Here is a 14,732-nt window from a genome sequence, read left to right on the forward strand (position 1 = left end):
ACCGCTGAGTGGGTCATTGACGCGGTTCGGTTCCCTGGTGCCGAAGGCTTGTGCGTTTGTGCCAAAAGCTGCAGAGCCAAAAACCGTGTTGCGCAAAAAAATGTATTTCAAAGAATTTCAAATTTTGAAATAGTCTTATAAAACAGATAGTTATAAATATTTTTTGGCTGGCATGGTTATCGCTATAGGGCTTGCACTCCATCAAATGAGGCAAGCCCATGCTCCCGAATCTTGTGATCCTTGATGTAACCGAACCACGCAAACCATCCTCGTCCGCTGGTATTCGTCAATTGACGGCCGATCAGATCCAGATGCTCAGGGCGTTCATTCAGAAGCGGGTAAAGAACGCCGATGATGTGGATGACATCCTGCAGTGTGTGTTTCTCGAAGCGTTACGCAATGAGCACAAGTTTCAGCACGCCAGCAAACCGCAAACCTGGTTGTGTGGCATTGCACTGAATCTGATCCGCAACCACTTCCGCAAAATGTATCGCCAGCCTTATCAGGAAAGCTGGGAAGACGACGTCCATACCGATCTGGAATGGCACGGCGATATTACTCATCAGGTAGACGGGCACCGGCAGTTGGCACGTGTCATAGAGGCCATCGATTGCTTGCCGACGAACATGCAGAAGGTCCTGGAAGTTTCGCTGGAAATGGACGGCAATTATCAGGAAACCGCCAACACGCTGGGTGTCCCGATCGGCACCGTCCGCTCACGGTTGTCCCGGGCACGGGTGCAGCTCAAGCAACAGATAGACCCGTTTGCCTGAGTGGTTATCTGTCTGGAACCAACTCGCACGCAAAACCACACAGTTGCCATCCCTCACCACTTGGATGGCAACCATGCGTATATCCAGTTCTCCCAGTCCTGCCCTCGGCAGCATCGTGAATCAACCCACCTCTGGCGAACTGGCTGCTGAGACGCCATTGGCCAAAGCCTCGCTCACGCAGAGCGGCGCAGGTGGTGGTCAGGCTTTTGTACAGTTCGGCCAGGCCAACGACAGCCCATCGTCCTTTTCGGGAACCGAGCAAAGCGGCTCATCGCTGATGAGTCTGCTGACTCGCAGCAGCAGTAGCGAAAGTACCTCAAGCGTCGATCAGGACAGTGATCAGGTGTCCCCGATGACGTCGGTCTCGTCAACCGCGAGCGCGTCACCCACGGCGGCCTCCAACCCGGCGAATGCACCGAGCGCGACCGATGCAGCGTTTCTCGATAACTCCGAATACTCTTCGCCCGAGGCGCTCAAGCGCTGGGAACCGATGGTTGCCAACCTGCCGCCCGAAGAGCGCGAGCAGGCCGCCAAAGAACTCAACCGGCCCATCGCCGCAGCCTGGATGGCCAGAGAGAATGGCCCCAACGCCGAAAAGGCGATGGCGTTCATCAATGCCAATCCTGCGTTGAAGACGGCGGTCGACGTCGGCAAGGACGGTGGTAATGCAGATGGCAAAATCACCAACAAAGACCTCAAGGCGTTCGCCAAAAACATGGAGAAGGCGGCCGACAATGCCGACAAGGACGTGGCCAAGTACATGGAAGACAACCCCGGCGCCGATCCTCAATCCCTTGAAATGGTGCGCAGCGCAGCGGTGATGCGCGCCAATATGCCGTTGGCCACGGCTGCCGACCCTCATCATGCAGTCGGGGCGGCGGACAAGACCGATGTCGATGGCAATGTCAGCGCCGAGGGTCTGAAAGCGCTGATTAAAAGTAACCCCGGGTTGTCAGGTACGCTCAAACAGTCGTCCAACATGTGGTCGCAGGCGGGCTTCCTCAGCCAGGTGGATGAAGCCGGTCTGACCGGGCGCAAGAAGGCTGCACATAGCCCCGACCAGGTGTTCGATGCGTCCAATATGAGCGAGTGGATCAGGAAGAGCGCCCCCAAAAATGGTGGCCAGTTCGCCAGCATGCTCAGCGACGCCGCGACGTTGAATTCGGTAGCCGGTATCGATATCAGCAAACTCAACGCCCAGGTTTTCGAGAAGCCCAAGGCTTACACCGGCGCGCAGAAGGCCGCTGTGATGATCAAGTTGCAGCAGACTCAGCAGAGCGTGATAGCCGGGCGGGATTTGCGCAATACCGAGAAGACCGAGGCGGGCCTTAACGAGCGAATCGCTCAGTTGCAAGCCGATCCCGATGTTCAGGAGTACCTCAACAAAAGCATTCCCGAACAGGAGCGCAGCCTGGTCAGCAGCGATTCGGCGCTGCAAAAGGCCGTGACTGAGCAGGTTCAAAACGTCAACAGCGGAAAGGCCTTGCAAACCGACCTGACAACCGCAGACAAGGCCGTCGACAAACACAACCCCGACCCCGATTACAGCGGCGCCATCACCGGCCTGTCGGCTCAACTGCAGCTGCAAAAAGACCTGTTTCCCGATGCCCAGGTGCCCACTGCCCAGCAAGTATTCAACAACCAGCCTGATGAAGTGCAAACGAAGATTGCCGATTCCTACGTTCGCAACTTCAGCGAGGGGGGCGCTCTGAAACAACTGCTTGGCCAGAAAAAGTCTGACGCCGGTGAGTCTCTGCAAACCGCAGATAACCAGAAAGCGGCGTATGAAAGCGTGCTGCCCGCTGATTTCGTTAATGGTGAGCGTGAGAGCTACACGGCCAGCACCTTGTCCGAACTGCAGAACTCCAAAAAAGGCCGCAAGTTGCTGGAGGGCAAGACCGATGAAGAGGGTGGCCCTTCGCTGGCCGAGCAGCTCGCCGAGCAAGGTATCGGAGGCAAGGCATTCAATTCGGTCATGGGCTTCGCGTCAGTGTCTGACAGGCTCGCCAGCGGCGACAAGCTTGGCGCGGCTCAGAGCATCATCGACAGCTCCAGGTTGGGTGCGGAGGCAATCAAGGGCGGCATAGACACCGGCGCGAAAATGATGGGCCGCGAGGCGTCCGCCGGCCTTGGTCGTCTGGGCGGGCAGATGATCGGCCGCGCTGTCGGCCTGGTTGCCGGTGAAGCCACAGGGCTTGCCGCAGGCGCAGCGCTGGGCGCTGCAATCCCGGTGATCGGCTGGGCCATCGACGGCGCCATGGCTCTGGGTTTTGGTATTTCGGTGATTATCGACGCAGTCAAAAAGCACAAGGCGCAGAAGGCGTTTGATCATAACGTTGACCCGGTGCTGGATCAGTTCGGGATTGACAGGGCGCATTGATTGACCGCTTGGATTTTGAATTCTTCGGGATAACGTGGGTTGCTCATGGCACCTCCTGATTGGCCTCAGTTTAAGGCATGGAGGTGTCTACGAAACCCGGGGCGATTCACATTGGTCGGACTGGACATAAAAGTAGCGGTGTTCGACCCCGTGCGCTTCGTCTTCCTCACCCACGCGCCTGCTCGAAGGTTATCGCGGCTACTTGATGATGAGTGATTACGCTGGCTTCAACGCATCGGGCGCATAGCCGGGTGTCGAGCGTTTAGGCCGCTGGGCGCATGCGCGTCGCAAGATTGTTGAGGCGCAGAAAGTGCAACCAAGCGCAAAACCGGTCGGGCTGATACTGCTCTGAATTTGATCGACAAGCTCTACAGTATCGAGCGTGATTTGAAAGAAGGCAGCGATGAGCAGCGTTATGAAATTCGTCAGCAAAACGGCTTGCCGGTGCTAGCCCAACGGCATGCCTGGATGGAGAAAACACGCCCTCAAGTCACTGCGCAAAATGCGCGCTGCAGGACGCGACAGCATTTGTCACGACATCATGATTTTGATTGGCTGACCCGGCGACAGTCTGAGCTTCGGACGGACGATGATAATGTATCGATTCGCATGTTAAGCAATAAAAAATTCATCGCTCTGGGTATGACTAATTTTCAAGAACGCAGGTCATAGAGCCAGGTATTGTAAAGCTGCACTGCGCAAGCGTTCGGGATTGGACGGGCTCGGAGCGTCTGGTAAACGAAGTAGAGCCAGACGGTCTGACCGACGAACCACGGTATTCAATCACCCTCGTACTTTTCCTCGACCTTTAGGAATAAACATTGATGCGTGCGTATAAAACTCTGACTGCAAAGATCGGCGGCCTTCTTCTGGCGTTGACCATCGTGGGTACTTCGTTACCTACGTATGCTGTAAACGATTGTGACATGGACAACGACAACAGTACTGATGCTACGTGTGGTGGTAACGACAAGGACCTGGATAACGACAACGTCACTGACGCTGCATTTGGTGGCAATGACAAGGATATGGACAACGACAACCATACCGATGCGGCATTTGGTGGTACTGACAAGGATCTCGATAATGATAACCACACGGATGCATCATTTGGCGGTAATGACAAGGATATGGACAATGACCACCACACGGATGCGGCGTTTGGCGGAAATGACCGCGATCTTGATAACGACAACAACACCGACAAATACAACGGCGGCGCGCCCTCTGCCGCTAAAAAGTAGTAGCCCAATCTATCATGTTATTTTGTGGAGGCGAGCGTCTTGCGTTTGCTGATACGGGCAGGTCTTGTGCACGTGAGTACGCTTGCCTCTTGTTGAGGCAGGCGTTTTCGTATCAGAGGGCAGAGCGGCGTCCGTGGCACGAGGTCACTATTATTCAGCTTGCAGACGACTGAAATTTTTTCGCCACCAGCGTCACGCCTTCGGTGAAACTGTAGCCATAGCCGAAGACATAGGACTGGTCTCCTGGGCTTAGTTCAGTTCTATTGTGACGTATTTCGTATCGGTATTTGAGCGCATAATCATAAGCCCCGGACAATATAGGTAATACCGTTTGAATCTCATAACCGTCAGCGTTGAGTTGCGCCACTGCGTCTTCGACGTCTTTCGATAGTCGTTCACCGTCTATCTGACAATCAGACCACCCGGTTTGCTGCCATCGGGTCTCTTTTCTCATGACTTCTTTCTCGCCGAAAAAGCCTTGTTTGATTTCGCCGGTAGGCACTTTAACTGTGACCTCTTCTCCAACGGGTTTGAAGTAAGCTTTTACGTAGACGATCTTGTTCATGGCGTTATCCTTGGTTGTGTGACTCCGTTCCCACATTCTGCGCCAGAAAGGGTGGGGGCTGGGTGTTCTGCGGCCGATTCCGGGCAGGTGGGGAGATCACGGATTCAGTCAGCCCACTTTCCACCAGACGAAAAAAAAGACCTTGAATTTCAAGGTCTTTTTTAAAGGTGGTGCCCCGAGGGAGAATCGAACTCCCACTTCTTTCGAAAACGGATTTTGAATCCGCCGCGTCTACCAATTCCGCCATCAGGGCTCAATGGCGGCGAAGTATAAGGATGAGTTTTCTGTTGGTCAACAGGGATTTACGCAGGTTTTTTACTAATGCCGTCAAACCGGATAAACTTCCCGGCCCTGCTAAACGAACCCGATCATGCGCGTCGCCGACTTTACCTTCGAACTCCCCGATTCCCTGATTGCTCGCCACCCGCTGGCCGAGCGTCGCAGCAGTCGTCTGTTGACCCTCGATGGGCCGACGGGCGCGCTGGCACATCGTCAATTCACCGATTTGCTCGAGCATTTGCGCCCGGGCGATTTGATGGTGTTCAACAATACCCGGGTCATTCCCGCACGTCTGTTCGGGCAAAAGGCGTCCGGCGGCAAGCTGGAGATTCTGGTCGAGCGCGTGCTGGACAGCCATCGTGTGCTGGCGCATGTGCGTTCGAGCAAGTCGCCCAAGCCTGGCTCGTCGATTCTGATCGACGGCGGTGGCGAGGCCGAGATGGTGGCGCGGCACGATGCGCTGTTCGAGCTGCGCTTCGCCGAAGAAGTGCTGCCGTTGCTGGAGCGTGTCGGCCATATGCCGTTGCCTCCTTATATAGACCGTCCGGATGAAGGCGCGGATCGCGAGCGTTATCAGACCGTATACGCGCAGCGTGCGGGTGCTGTGGCTGCACCGACTGCCGGCCTGCATTTCGATCAGCCGCTGCTGGAGGCGATCGCCGCCAAGGGCGTCGAGACTGCGTTCGTCACGCTGCACGTTGGCGCGGGTACATTCCAGCCGGTGCGCGTCGAGCAGATCGAAGATCACCACATGCACAGCGAATGGCTGGAAGTTGGCCAGGACGTGGTCGACGCTGTGGCCGCGTGCCGTGCACGGGGCGGGCGAGTGGTTGCCGTCGGGACCACCAGTGTGCGCTCGCTGGAGAGTGCCGCGCGTGACGGCGAACTGAAGCCGTTCAGCGGCGATACCGACATCTTCATCTATCCAGGCCGGCCGTTTCACGTGGTCGATGCCCTGGTGACCAATTTCCATTTGCCTGAATCCACGCTGTTGATGCTGGTTTCGGCGTTCGCCGGTTATCCCGAGACGATGGCGGCTTATGCTGCGGCCATCGAGCACGGCTACCGCTTCTTCAGTTACGGTGATGCGATGTTCATCACCCGCAATCCCGCGCCGACGGCCCCACAGGAATCGGCACCAGAGGATCACGCATGAGTCGCACCTGTCGTATGTCTTTCGAGTTGTTGGCCACCGATGGCAAAGCCCGTCGCGGTCGCCTGACTTTCCCGCGCGGTGTGGTGGAAACCCCGGCGTTCATGCCGGTGGGCACCTATGGCACGGTCAAGGGCATGCTGCCCCGTGATATCGAGGCGACCGGCGCGCAGATGATTCTGGGCAACACGTTTCACCTGTGGCTGCGTCCGGGTACCGAAGTCATCAAGGGCCACGGCGACCTGCACGATTTCATGCAGTGGAAGGGGCCGATTCTGACCGACTCCGGCGGCTTTCAGGTGTTCAGCCTGGGCGCCATGCGCAAGATTAAGGAAGAGGGCGTGACCTTCGCCTCGCCGGTCGATGGTGCCAAGGTGTTCATGGGGCCTGAAGAGTCGATGCAGGTTCAGCGTGATCTGGGCTCGGACGTCGTGATGATCTTCGACGAATGCACGCCGTACCCGGCCGACGAAGATGTAGCGCGGGTCTCCATGGAGCTGTCGCTGCGCTGGGCCAAGCGTTCCAAGATCGCCCACGGCGAAAACACTGCCGCGTTGTTCGGCATCGTTCAGGGCGGCATGCACGAGAACCTGCGCAAGCGCTCGCTGGAAGGCCTGGACGAGATCGGCTTTGACGGTCTGGCGATCGGCGGTCTGTCGGTGGGAGAACCCAAGCACGAGATGATCAAGGTGCTGGACTACCTGCCAGGCCTCATGCCGGCAGACAAACCTCGTTACCTGATGGGTGTAGGCAAGCCGGAAGATCTGGTCGAAGGTGTGCGCCGTGGCGTCGACATGTTCGACTGCGTGATGCCCACCCGCAACGCCCGCAACGGCCATCTATTCACCGATACCGGTGTATTGAAAATCCGTAACGCGTTCCATCGCCACGACAATTCGCCGCTGGATCCGACCTGCGATTGCTACACCTGCAAGAACTTCTCGCGCGCTTATCTGCATCACCTGGACAAGTGCGGGGAAATGCTGGGGAGCATGCTCAATACAATCCATAATTTGCGGCACTACCAGCTGCTTATGGCTGGTTTGCGCGAGGCTATTCAACAGGGTACATTGGCCGCCTTCGTCGATGCCTTCTATGCCAAACGCGGTCTTCCAACGCCGCCTCTGGGTTGAAACAGAACGAGTTTTTCCTGCTTTTTATACTAATTATGTAACTGGAGCGACAAATGAGCTTTTTCATCTCTCCCGCTTTTGCGGATGCTGCTGCACCGGCTGCCGGTCCTGCGGGCAGTGGTTTCGAGTGGATCTTCCTGGTCGGCTTCCTGGTCATCTTCTATCTGATGATCTGGCGTCCACAGGCCAAGCGCGCCAAAGAGCAGAAAAACCTGCTGGGCAACCTGCAGAAAGGCGACGAAGTTGTCACCAGTGGCGGTATCGCGGGCAAGATCAACAAAGTGACCGATGACTTCGTGGTCATCGAAGTGTCTGACACCGTTGAGCTGAAAATCCAGAAGGGCGCCATCGCGGCCACTCTGCCTAAAGGCACCCTGAAAGCGATCTGAGCAACAACTTTTTACCCATCGACGGGGCGCGCAAGGCGCCCCGCGTTTTAAGCGGGCGGCGTGATGCTGAACAAATACCCTCTGTGGAAATACGTACTGATCCTGGCGGTGCTGGTGGTCGGTTTTATTTATTCCGCACCCAATCTCTACCCTGATGATTCTGCCATCCAGATCAGCGGCGCAAGCACTGCGCTGCAAGTCAATCAGGCGGACGTGGATCGTGCAGCCAAGGCGCTTGCCGATGCCGGCATCTCGGTCAAGGCTTCTTCTCTGGCCGAGAATGGCAAGGGCGGTTTGTTGCGTCTGAACAAGCAGGAAGATCAGTTGCCAGCCAAGGATGTCGTGCGCAAGGCGTTGGGTGACGACTATGTCGTTGCACTGAACCTGGCGCGTACCACACCGACCTGGTTGCGTCACCTGGGTGCAAGCCCGATGAAGCTTGGTCTCGACCTGTCCGGCGGTGTGCACTTCCTGCTGGAAGTCGACATGGACAAGGCGATCGATGCACGTCTGAAAGTCTACGAAGGCGAAGTCAAATCCCTGTTGCGCAAGGAAAAGGTGCGTTATCGCAGCCTGCCGCAACTGGGCAATGTGATTCAGCTGGGCTTCACCGACGACGCAGAGCGTGAGCAGGCGCGTGCACTGGTACGCAAGACCTTTACCGATTTCGAAATCACGCCTGCCGAGCTGAACGGTATCCCGGTACTGCGCATGGCGTTGACGCCTGCCAAGCTGGCCGAGATTCGCGAATACTCGATCAAGCAGAACCTGACCACCGTGCGTAACCGGGTCAACGAGCTGGGTGTTGCCGAGCCGCTGGTTCAGCGCCAGGGTGCCAACCGCATCGTGGTCGAGCTGCCGGGTGTGCAGGACACGGCCGAGGCCAAGCGTATTCTGGGCAAGACCGCCAACCTCGAATTCCGTCTGGGTGCAGGCCCGGATGATTCGAAAGGCACCACCGAGATGTTCGAATTCCGCGAAGGCGGTCGTCCGGCAGCGGCGGTGGAGCGTGGTCTGATCATTACCGGTGATCAGGTGACTGACGCCAAGGCCAGCTTCGACGAGCATGGTCGTCCACAGGTGAATATCAACCTCGATGGTCACGGCGGCGAACTGATGAGCCGTGCAACCCGCAGCAATGTGGGGCGCAGCATGGCGGTGATCTTCATCGAGCAGCGTCCGACCACCACCTACACCAAACAGATGGTCGATGGCGTCGAGAAAGACGTGCCGGTGCAGACTTTCAAGGAAGACAAGAAAATCATCAGTCTGGCGACCATTCAGTCGCCACTGGGCAGCCAGTTCCGGATTACCGGTCTGAATGGTCAGGGTGAGTCTTCCGAGCTGGCGCTGCTGTTGCGTGCCGGTGGTCTGGCTGCGCCGATGTACTTCGCTGAAGAGCGCACCATCGGTCCTAGCCTGGGTGCCGACAACATCACCAAGGGTATCGACGCTTCCCTGTGGGGCATGCTGTTCGTCTCGCTGTTCATCATGGCGATCTACCGCTTCTTCGGTCTGATCGCGACCGTGGCACTGGCCCTCAACATGGTCATGCTGCTGGCATTGATGTCCTTGCTGGGTGCCACACTGACACTGCCGGGTATCGCCGGTATCGTGTTGACCATGGGTATGGCGGTGGACGCCAACGTGCTGATCTTCTCGCGGATTCGTGAAGAGATCGCCAACGGCATGACGGTTCAGCGTGCTATCAACGAAGGTTTCGATCGTGCCTACACGGCGATCCTCGACGCCAACCTGACGACGCTGCTGGTCGGCGGCATTCTCTTTGCGATGGGCACCGGCCCGGTCAAGGGGTTTGCGGTGACCATGTCGCTCGGGATCTTTACCTCGATGTTCACGGCCATCATGGTGACCCGCGCTATGGTCAACCTGATCTACGGCGGTCGTGACTTCAAGAAGTTGTGGATTTAAGGGGCTGCCATGTTACGTACCATCAACTTCATGGGCGTTCGCAATGTTGCGTTCGCCATCACAATGCTCCTTACCGTACTGGCGTTGTTCAGCTGGTTCCATAAAGGGCTCAACTTTGGTCTGGACTTCACCGGCGGTACGCTCATCGAGCTGACCTACGAACGTCCCGCCGATCTGGGCAAGGTTCGTCAGGAGCTGGTTTCGGCGGGCTATCACGAAGCCGTTGTACAGAGCTTCGGCGCCACCACCGACTTGCTGGTGCGCATGCCGGGTGAAGACCCGCAACTGGGCACCCAGGTTGCCGAGGCGCTGCGCAAGGCCGGTGCCGATAACCCGGCAGTGGTCAAGCGTGTCGAGTTCGTCGGCCCGCAGGTCGGTGAAGAGCTGCGCGATCAGGGCGGCCTCGGCATGCTGATGGCGCTTGGCGGTGTCCTGATCTACCTGGCATTCCGCTTCCAGTGGAAATTCGCAGTCGGGGCGATCGTCTCGCTGATTCACGACGTGGTGGTGACGATGGGGATCCTGTCGTTCTTCCAGATCACCTTCGACCTGACGGTGCTGGCGGCGGTGCTGGCGATCATCGGCTACTCGCTGAACGACACCATTGTGGTCTTCGACCGGGTACGCGAAAACTTCCGCCTGCTGCGCAAGGCTTCGTTGATCGAGAACATCAACATCTCCACCACGCAGACACTGCTGCGCACCATTGCCACCTCGGTTTCGACCCTGTTGGCGATCGTGGCGTTGTGGGTGTTTGGCGGTGACAGCCTGGAAGGCTTCTCCATCGCGTTGTTCATCGGCGTACTGGCGGGTACCTACTCGTCCATCTACATCGCCAACGTGGTGCTGATCTGGCTGAACCTGACCACCGAGGATCTCATTCCTCCAGTGGTCGTCGAGAAGGCTGACGACCTCCCGTAGGTCCGGCCATCATAAAAAAGGCGCGAGTGCTGAACTCGCGCCTTTTTTTATGCTCCAAGGCTAGGCATTGCGCAGCCATGCTGCGTTTCGATTGGTCAGGAGGTTCAAGTGAACAAGTCTATGCTTGTTGGTGCTGTGTTAGGTGCTGCTGTCGTGACTGCTGGCGGCGCCGTTGCCACCTATAGCTTGGTCAAGGGTGGTCCTGAGTATGCGGATGTATTGGCGGTAGAGCCGATCAATCAGCAGATCAAAACCCCCCGTGAAGTTTGCAAGGACGTAACCGTTACCCGTCAGGCGCCGGTCAAGGACCAGCATCAGATCGTCGGTAGCGTTATTGGCGCGGTTGCCGGTGGCTTGCTGGGTAACCAGATCGGTGGCGGTAACGGCAAGAAGATCGCTACAGTTGCGGGCGCGGTAGGTGGTGGTTATGCGGGTAACAAGGTTCAGGAAGGCATGCAGGAGCGTGATACCTACACCACTACGCAGAACCGCTGCACGACGGTCAATGATGTGAGCGACAAGGTTGTGGGCTACAACGTCAAGTACAAGCTGAACGAGAAGGTGGGTCAGGTTCGTATGGAGCGTGATCCGGGTAGCCAGATTCCGGTCGACAAGAACGGTCAGCTGATATTGGGTCAGGCGCAGTAACGCCAGCCGCTGAGCTTCACAAGACATAAAAAAACCGGCTTGCGCCGGTTTTTTTATGCCTGCCGCTTAACGCTTGAGCGAAGCTGGCAGGTGCGGTGCGATCGCGGTCAGTACCGCCTTGAAGCACTTGGTGTTGCCGGCAACGATGTGGCCTTTCTCGAGGAAGTCGTGACCACCGGTGAAATCGCTGACCAGACCGCCTGCTTCCTGAATCAGCAGGGCGCCTGCAGCCATGTCCCACTCGGACAGGCCTGACTCCCAGAACGCATCGAAGCGACCGGCAGCGACATAAGCCAGGTCGAGGCTGGCAGCACCTGCGCGGCGGATGCCGGCGGTCTGGCCTACCAGGCTGCGGAACATGCCCAGGTAGTTCTCGATGTTGTCCATCTGGTTGTCACGAAACGGGAAGCCGGTGCCGAGCAGGGCGCCTTCCAGGCTCTTGCGCTGGCTGACGCGCAGACGGCGACCGTTCAGGGCTGCGCCACGACCACGGCTTGCGGTGAATTCTTCCTGGCGGACCGGGTCGAGAACCACGGCGTGCTCGAGGCGGCCGCGGTATTTGCAGGCTATGCTGACGGCAAAGTGCGGGATGCCGCGAACGAAGTTGGTGGTGCCGTCCAGTGGGTCGATGATCCACAGGTAGTCGGTGCCTTCGCCGCTGCCTTCGTGCAGGCCGCTTTCTTCGCCGAGGATGCCGTGAGTCGGGTAGGCCTTGCGCAGAGCGGTGATGATGCTTTGCTCGGCAGCGCGGTCGATCTCTGTGACGTAGTCTTTGGCTTCTTTTTCGTCAACCTTGATGGTATCCAGGCGCTCGATGGAGCGGAAAATCAATTCGCTGGCGCTGCGGGCGGCGCGCAGCGCGATATTCAGCATGGGCTGCATGGATAATTCACCTAAGGTTGTTAAAGATAGCCGGGCATTCTATGGGCTGATTCGAATTATTTCCAGCCTTGCGTTGTTACGGTTGTCGGGTTCGTGTGTGTTTTTTTGCGTCCGGCGCGGTCGCCCATGCTGTTGCAGCTCTCACAGCTTCATGGCGTTAGTCGAGCCGTTTCTGTAAGATTTGCCCCCCTAATTCGTATCAGTGAGCGTTCGCTTTGTTGCAGAACATTCGTGTTGTCCTGGTCGGCACTACCCATCCCGGAAATATCGGCGGGGCTGCTCGCGCCATGAAAAACATGGGGCTTTCGCGTCTGGTGCTGGTCGATCCGCGCATTTTTCCTTCGCTCGATGCCGATGCGCGTGCGTCCGGCGCTACCGACATTCTCGAGGGCGCGCAGGTGGTGGCTACCCTTGAAGAAGCGCTGGTCGGCTGCCGTCTGGTGCTGGGCACCAGCGCGCGGGATCGAAGCCTGCCTTGGCCTATGCTGGATCCGCGTGCCTCGGGTGAAAAAGTCATCGAACAGGCCGGCGACGGTGCCGAGGTGGCGCTGGTGTTCGGTCGCGAACATGCGGGTCTGACCAACGAAGAGCTGCAGCGTTGCCACTTCCATGTGCACATCCCGTCTGACCCCGCGTTCAGTTCTCTCAATCTGGCGGCTGCCGTACAGGTGCTCAGTTATGAGGTGCGCGTGGCCTGGCTGGCTGCCGCGGAGCAGGGCGAGGCTTCAAGGCCGGCGTCGGCGCACAGTGCCGAACTGGCGACCATGGATGAAATGGAAGGTTTCTACACCCACCTCGAGGCCACGCTGGTGGCCATCGGCTTTCTTGATCCGGAAAAGCCACGGCATCTGATGGCCCGGTTGCGCAGGCTGTACGGGCGTAGCGAAGTCGAGCGATCCGAGCTGAGTATCCTGCGCGGTGTGCTCACTGAAACCCAGAAAGCCGCGCGCGGTGAACCCTACAAGCGAAAGGATCAGTGATGTTCGAGCGTCTGCGAGAAGACATTCAAAGCGTGTTCCACCGCGATCCCGCAGCGCGCAACGCCTTTGAAGTCCTGACCTGCTATCCGGGGATGCATGCGATCTGGCTGCACCGCTTCGCCCATATTCTGTGGCGCAACGGCTGGAAATGGCCGGCACGGGTGGTCTCGAACTTTGGCCGCTGGATGACTGGAATCGAGATCCATCCGGGCGCGCGCATCGGCCGCCGTTTTTTCATCGATCACGGCATGGGCATCGTGATCGGCGAAACCGCCGAGATCGGCAATGACGTCACCCTCTACCAGGGCGTGACCCTGGGTGGCACCAGCTGGAATGCCGGCAAGCGCCATCCGACGCTGGAAGACGGTGTAGTGGTCGGGGCGGGTGCCAAGGTGCTCGGGCCGTTCACGGTGGGCGCCGGCGCAAAGATCGGCTCCAACGCAGTGGTCACCAAGGCTGTGCCTGCGGGCGCGACTGCCGTGGGTATTCCGGGGCGCATCATCGTCAAGTCGGACGACGAGGTTGAGGCCAGGCGCAAGGCCATGGCCGAGAAGCTCGGCTTTGATGCCTACGGTGTCAGTGCAGATATGCCCGATCCGGTCGCGCGCGCCATTGGCCAGTTGCTTGACCATTTGCAGGCTGTCGATGGGCGCCTGGAAGGCATGTGCGATGCACTCGGCAGGCTTGGCAGCGATTACCGCGCCAAGGAGCTGCCCGAGCTGCGTGACGAGGTTTTCGACTGCGTCAAGGACTGCCAGGAAGGCAAGGTCGGCTAGCGCTCACGGTGGGCAGGGTGCGTGCCATTACGCCGCACCTTTGCTATGATGCAGCCCGCGCTTTTCGCTAATCCCGACTGTTTTACTTGGTCTAATAGTTGACTCTTTTACTCGGGAATAGCATACTCGCTCTCATTCCGAACCTCTGCGGTATACGCCATGCGACTGACTACTAAAGGCCGATACGCTGTAACAGCCATGCTTGACCTGGCGTTGCACGCGCAGAACGGGCCAGTGTCTCTGGCCGACATCTCCGAGCGGCAGGGTATTTCCCTGTCCTACCTCGAGCAGCTGTTCGCCAAGCTGCGTCGCGGCAATCTGGTTTCCAGTGTTCGTGGTCCGGGTGGTGGTTACCAGCTGTCGCGCGACATGAAAGGCATCCAGGTTGCTCAGGTTGTCGATGCAGTCAATGAATCTGTCGATGCCACGCGGTGTCAGGGTCTGGGCGATTGCCATGCTGGCGATACCTGCCTGACCCACCACCTGTGGTGCGACCTGAGCCAGCAGATTCACGAATTTCTAAGCGGTATCAGCTTGGCGGATCTTGTCACTCGCCGTGAGGTACAAGAAGTCGCTCAGCGCCAGGATATGCGCCGTGGTCATAACAACATGTCGCAACTGGGTAAGATCGAAACGTCCGCCGTCGAATGAACGCAGATGAATGAGCGGTGCGCCTG

The 14,732-nt window shown here is 58.0% G+C and carries 14 protein-coding genes, 1 tRNA gene and 1 pseudogene; 13 read left to right on the forward strand and 3 right to left on the reverse strand.

Annotated features, from left to right (window positions below; all coding sequences use genetic code 11):
• The first annotated feature begins 218 nt into the window (after positions 1-218).
• The 4 genes and pseudogenes from hrpL to PCPL58_RS08410 all read left to right on the forward strand — a co-directional run bounded on the left by hrpL (position 219) and on the right by PCPL58_RS08410 (position 4,397).
• The gene (gene hrpL, locus PCPL58_RS08400; RefSeq protein ID WP_003365122.1) at positions 219-773 is read left to right on the forward strand and encodes an RNA polymerase sigma factor HrpL; all 555 of its coding nucleotides are present in this window, start codon (positions 219-221) and stop codon (positions 771-773) included.
• Between the two features lie 73 nt (positions 774-846).
• Entirely contained in the window at positions 847-3,153 is a 2,307-nt protein-coding gene (locus PCPL58_RS08405; protein ID WP_065349222.1) for a type III effector HrpK domain-containing protein, read from the forward strand.
• Positions 3,154-3,322: 169 nt separating this feature from the next.
• A pseudogene (locus PCPL58_RS29265) lies at positions 3,323-3,657 on the forward strand (IS66 family transposase); the annotation flags it as partial.
• Between the two features lie 320 nt (positions 3,658-3,977).
• A complete protein-coding gene (locus PCPL58_RS08410) occupies positions 3,978-4,397 on the forward strand; it encodes an ethanolamine utilization protein (protein WP_065349223.1) in 420 nt (139 codons plus the stop codon).
• A 154-nt stretch (positions 4,398-4,551) separates the two neighbouring features.
• Here PCPL58_RS08410 and PCPL58_RS08415 read toward each other — a convergent pair whose 3' ends face one another.
• Together PCPL58_RS08415 and PCPL58_RS08420 are read right to left on the reverse strand one after the other, a co-directional pair.
• A complete protein-coding gene (locus PCPL58_RS08415) occupies positions 4,552-4,962 on the reverse strand; it encodes a hypothetical protein (protein WP_065349224.1) in 411 nt (136 codons plus the stop codon).
• A gap of 168 nt (positions 4,963-5,130) precedes the next feature.
• Positions 5,131-5,215 (reverse strand) — tRNA-Leu (locus PCPL58_RS08420).
• A 117-nt stretch (positions 5,216-5,332) separates the two neighbouring features.
• Here PCPL58_RS08420 and queA point away from each other — a divergent pair.
• The 6 genes from queA (at position 5,333) to PCPL58_RS08450 (ending at position 11,417) form a co-directional block, all read left to right on the forward strand.
• The gene (gene queA, locus PCPL58_RS08425) at positions 5,333-6,397 is read left to right on the forward strand and encodes a tRNA preQ1(34) S-adenosylmethionine ribosyltransferase-isomerase QueA (protein WP_002552466.1); all 1,065 of its coding nucleotides are present in this window, start codon (positions 5,333-5,335) and stop codon (positions 6,395-6,397) included.
• A gap of 14 nt (positions 6,398-6,411) precedes the next feature.
• The gene (gene tgt / locus PCPL58_RS08430) at positions 6,412-7,527 is read left to right on the forward strand and encodes a tRNA guanosine(34) transglycosylase Tgt (protein ID WP_003365111.1); all 1,116 of its coding nucleotides are present in this window, start codon (positions 6,412-6,414) and stop codon (positions 7,525-7,527) included.
• Between the two features lie 53 nt (positions 7,528-7,580).
• Positions 7,581-7,916, forward strand: coding sequence for a preprotein translocase subunit YajC (yajC, locus tag PCPL58_RS08435; RefSeq protein ID WP_002552468.1), 336 nt, complete (start codon positions 7,581-7,583; stop codon positions 7,914-7,916).
• A gap of 63 nt (positions 7,917-7,979) precedes the next feature.
• A complete protein-coding gene (secD, locus tag PCPL58_RS08440; RefSeq protein WP_065349225.1) occupies positions 7,980-9,848 on the forward strand; it encodes a protein translocase subunit SecD in 1,869 nt (622 codons plus the stop codon).
• Between the two features lie 9 nt (positions 9,849-9,857).
• Entirely contained in the window at positions 9,858-10,769 is a 912-nt protein-coding gene (secF, locus tag PCPL58_RS08445) for a protein translocase subunit SecF (protein ID WP_003433459.1), read from the forward strand.
• 108 nt (positions 10,770-10,877) lie between these two features.
• Complete coding sequence (locus PCPL58_RS08450; RefSeq protein WP_002552471.1) at positions 10,878-11,417, forward strand: glycine zipper 2TM domain-containing protein; 540 nt, start codon at positions 10,878-10,880, stop codon at positions 11,415-11,417.
• Positions 11,418-11,483: 66 nt separating this feature from the next.
• Here the strand turns inward: PCPL58_RS08450 and suhB are convergent, their stop codons facing one another.
• On the reverse strand, positions 11,484-12,299 hold the full coding sequence (gene suhB / locus PCPL58_RS08455; protein ID WP_003314166.1) for a type III secretion system regulator SuhB: 816 nt from the start codon (positions 12,297-12,299) through the stop codon (positions 11,484-11,486).
• Positions 12,300-12,514: 215 nt separating this feature from the next.
• On the opposite strand from suhB, the gene trmJ reads away from it, so the two are divergent.
• The 3 genes from trmJ to iscR all read left to right on the forward strand — a co-directional run bounded on the left by trmJ (position 12,515) and on the right by iscR (position 14,706).
• On the forward strand, positions 12,515-13,279 hold the full coding sequence (gene trmJ, locus PCPL58_RS08460; protein ID WP_065349226.1) for a tRNA (cytosine(32)/uridine(32)-2'-O)-methyltransferase TrmJ: 765 nt from the start codon (positions 12,515-12,517) through the stop codon (positions 13,277-13,279).
• Positions 13,279-14,055 (forward strand): serine O-acetyltransferase, encoded by a 777-nt coding sequence (gene cysE, locus PCPL58_RS08465; RefSeq protein ID WP_003365098.1) that lies wholly within the window; start codon positions 13,279-13,281, stop codon positions 14,053-14,055. The genes trmJ and cysE overlap by 1 nt, the downstream gene beginning before the upstream one ends.
• 159 nt (positions 14,056-14,214) lie before the next feature.
• Positions 14,215-14,706, forward strand: a complete 492-nt coding sequence (iscR, locus tag PCPL58_RS08470; RefSeq protein WP_065349227.1) for a Fe-S cluster assembly transcriptional regulator IscR — start codon at positions 14,215-14,217, stop codon at positions 14,704-14,706.
• Positions 14,707-14,732 lie beyond the last annotated feature (26 nt).

Origin of the sequence: Pseudomonas cerasi (assembly GCF_900074915.1) — a bacterium.
Lineage (GTDB): Bacteria > Pseudomonadota > Gammaproteobacteria > Pseudomonadales > Pseudomonadaceae > Aquipseudomonas > Aquipseudomonas cerasi.